General features: G+C 71.9%; 1 protein-coding gene. It reads left to right on the plus strand.

From position 1 onward, the window contains the following. A partial coding sequence (locus ACLZOT_RS50050) for a hypothetical protein (protein WP_416975995.1) occupies positions 1-430 on the plus strand: 430 nt, incomplete at both ends.

Raw genomic sequence — 430 nt, forward strand, 5'->3', positions numbered from 1 at the left:
TGCTCGACTTCGGACTGACGGCCGTCGGCGCCGGGCGCCTCGCCGAGCCGCCGCTCGCGAAGGTCCTGAGAAGCCCCGACCTCGCCCTGCTGATGGCGTTACGCGGAACTCGGCGCGACTACGTGCCGGGTTTCCTGTTCGCCGGCGGGGGCGGACACGCCTCGTTGGAGGAGGAACTCCGGCAAGTGGCCGACGCCCCCGGTCACCTGATCGCCCGCCAGATGAGCAGATTCCTGAGAACCGCGAGAAGCGGCGACCGTGCCGACCACGGAGAACTGCGCAGGATCACCACCGCGCTGGAGGGCGGGGAGCGGGCGTTCGCCCGCCGGATGGCCGACGAGCTGGGCCACTTCTGGGCCTCGTGCGTCTCCACCCGCTGGAACGCGATGCGCCCGCTCATGGAGGGCGACATCCGGCACCGCGCCGCCTC

The sequence above is a fragment of the Streptomyces sp. 4F14 genome, from assembly GCF_048159485.1.
In the GTDB taxonomy this organism is placed as follows: Bacteria; Actinomycetota; Actinomycetes; order Streptomycetales; family Streptomycetaceae; genus Streptomyces.